Source organism: Dickeya chrysanthemi NCPPB 402, from assembly GCF_000406105.1.
Classification (GTDB): Bacteria; Pseudomonadota; Gammaproteobacteria; order Enterobacterales; family Enterobacteriaceae; genus Dickeya; species Dickeya chrysanthemi.
In genome coordinates this window covers 3,747,264-3,749,373 of record NZ_CM001974.1, presented here as the reverse complement: position 1 = coordinate 3,749,373, position 2,110 = coordinate 3,747,264, and the positions used below count along the sequence as shown (strand labels likewise).

Genomic DNA, 2,110 nt, shown 5'->3' with positions numbered 1-2,110 from the left:
GGGGGGAGGTGTTAAGGCCGATCTTCAGGGGCCTGGCGGTATCACGAACGCCGACGCCGTTGAAGGCCATTTCGCTGCTCTTTGACACCCGGCTTGTACGCTTCGTAGACATAAGTGATCAGAAACATGCGGTGGCAGTCACGACAGCGAAATCTGTCATGGGCTTTAGGCTCTGACCATGGCGATAAACCTGCGCAGACTGATTAACAGTGACAATAAACATAATCACAACTAACTGATTAGGCGTTGACTATGGCTGACGCGCATTCTACGCCAGACACCACCGTTTTTAAAATCTCGCAACATGAGCACTTTACCCATGTCGGGCATCATCCCGTTAAAGGCAATCATGATACGCCTGCCATCAACATAGCCGGGCAGTGGCTGAAGGAAGCCGGATTCCGCCTCGGGCAGCCGCTGAAGCTGCGTGTGATGCCCGGCTACATCGTGATTACCGTGCAGGATATTCGCGCACTGTGGCAAGACCTGCACGCACTGAGTATCGCGTGACTCCGTCACGTACTGGCTGAACCGCTTTCCGGGCGGGCTTTAAATCACCGCCACTGAGCAGCAGATAAAATAAAGCCGGAAGGATTGTTAAGTTCGCTTCCGGCTAATTATTTTATTGCTCTTCAATATCAAGAGGCACATCAGAGAGAATTAAACTATCATTTATATACTTCAATAAAACTTTAGCATTACCAGCATGGATTTCTAAAAAAACACAGTCGGATGAGAAAGATAAATCAATATCTGAACTCCAATTTGATTCCGAATTTTTATTTTTAAAACCAGCCGAATTATTGTCCGAAAAGATAGTTACGTAATCAGCCGAATTAGCTATTAGAGATCTTACCTTTTTATATAAATCAGCAGGTTCAATAGCACTGCTCAATTGATATTCATAACTCATTTTATCTTCCACTCCCGTGAGGTCTATTTCTTACACTCGGATAATTTGACGGATTCTTAATTCCAATGTGAGTTAAATCTGGGTTTGACGATACATTACCGAAATCATCAAGCTGATTACCTAAGGGGTTTTCTTTATGTATATGTGCATTTAGACCTGATTTAGGTGTTAAATCCCCATTCTTCATATTCATTGACTGATTACCATATGGATGGATTCGTACTTCTGAGCCATCGGCATGGTTCCATACTTGGTTTTTTGCGGCACTATTACTGACTTTAGTTTGAGTGAAACCATTTTTAGACAGAGTTTTTTCTACCTGACTGACAGATTTTCCTCCGAGTTTAGGTAATTGACCAGACGCACTACTACATCCAGCCAACCCCAGCGGATCGATCCAGCAGACAGGATTTGGCACATACCCATAATTACTCTCTCCCCCCGCTATCCCTATCGGGTCCGGCGAGATATAACACCCACCGGCCGGGTCGTAGTACCGAAAGCGGTTATAGCACAGCCCGCTTTCGCTGTCACGGAGCTGCCCGGCGAAGGCCAGGCCGGGGTCCGGACTTTCCGATTTTTCTGCCTGCCGCCGGCCCCACAGCGTGGCTGTCGGTGCCTGCCAGCGCAGGGTGCCGTCCGGCGTGAACAGCGCCTGCGGGGTACCGTTCTGGCTGCTGGTGACAAAATCCGTTTCCCAGTCGCCGCCGGTGTGCTGGCGCTGCTGCACCACCAGCTCCCAGCCGTTGTAGACCCAGTGACGACGTTGTATCAGCTGGCCGTGGCGGTAGTGGCGGATTTCCGCTATCTGGTCGCCGTCCCACTGGTAGCGGATTTCTTCGGCTTTCTGGTCACAGCGTTTGCCTACCCGGCGGCCGAACGGGTCGTAACGGTACAGCCAGCGCTCGCCGTTCGGGGTATCCACCACCCGCAGCTGGTTGCGACTGTCCCAGCGGTACTGCCACACCTGCGGGCGGTAACCCGGCTGCACCACCTGTTTACGGATAAGCCGTCCGGCCCTGTCGTACTGGTAATGGGTGTCATCGTGCTGCACCAGTCTGCCAGACTGCCACTCGGTGAGACGGCCGGCCTCCTGCGGCAGACCGGTGCGGGTGTAGTGGTAACGGGCGGTGGTGTCCACCGGTTTGCCCGCCCCGCCGCTCAGCACTGCCTGCACCCGGCCGGTGGCGTCCAGAC

The 2,110-nt window shown here is 52.0% G+C and carries 3 protein-coding genes and 1 pseudogene; 1 reads left to right on the top strand and 3 read right to left on the bottom strand.

What is annotated here, in order from left to right; all coding sequences use genetic code 11:
• Positions 1–223, bottom strand: a pseudogene (locus DCH402_RS22510) (IS1-like element transposase); the annotation flags it as partial.
• A gap of 29 nt (positions 224–252) precedes the next feature.
• Between DCH402_RS22510 and DCH402_RS16480 the strand changes: the two are divergent.
• Positions 253–510 carry a SymE family type I addiction module toxin gene (locus DCH402_RS16480; RefSeq protein WP_233276293.1) on the top strand — a complete coding sequence of 86 codons (258 nt, stop codon included), beginning with the start codon at positions 253–255 and terminating at the stop codon, positions 508–510.
• A gap of 112 nt (positions 511–622) precedes the next feature.
• Here the strand turns inward: DCH402_RS16480 and DCH402_RS16475 are convergent, their stop codons facing one another.
• Positions 623–913, bottom strand: a complete 291-nt coding sequence (locus DCH402_RS16475) for a hypothetical protein (RefSeq protein WP_040002296.1) — start codon at positions 911–913, stop codon at positions 623–625.
• A gap of 1 nt (position 914) precedes the next feature.
• Positions 915–2,110: RHS repeat domain-containing protein (locus DCH402_RS16470; RefSeq protein ID WP_040002295.1), on the bottom strand; the 1,196-nt coding region annotated here is incomplete at its 5' end.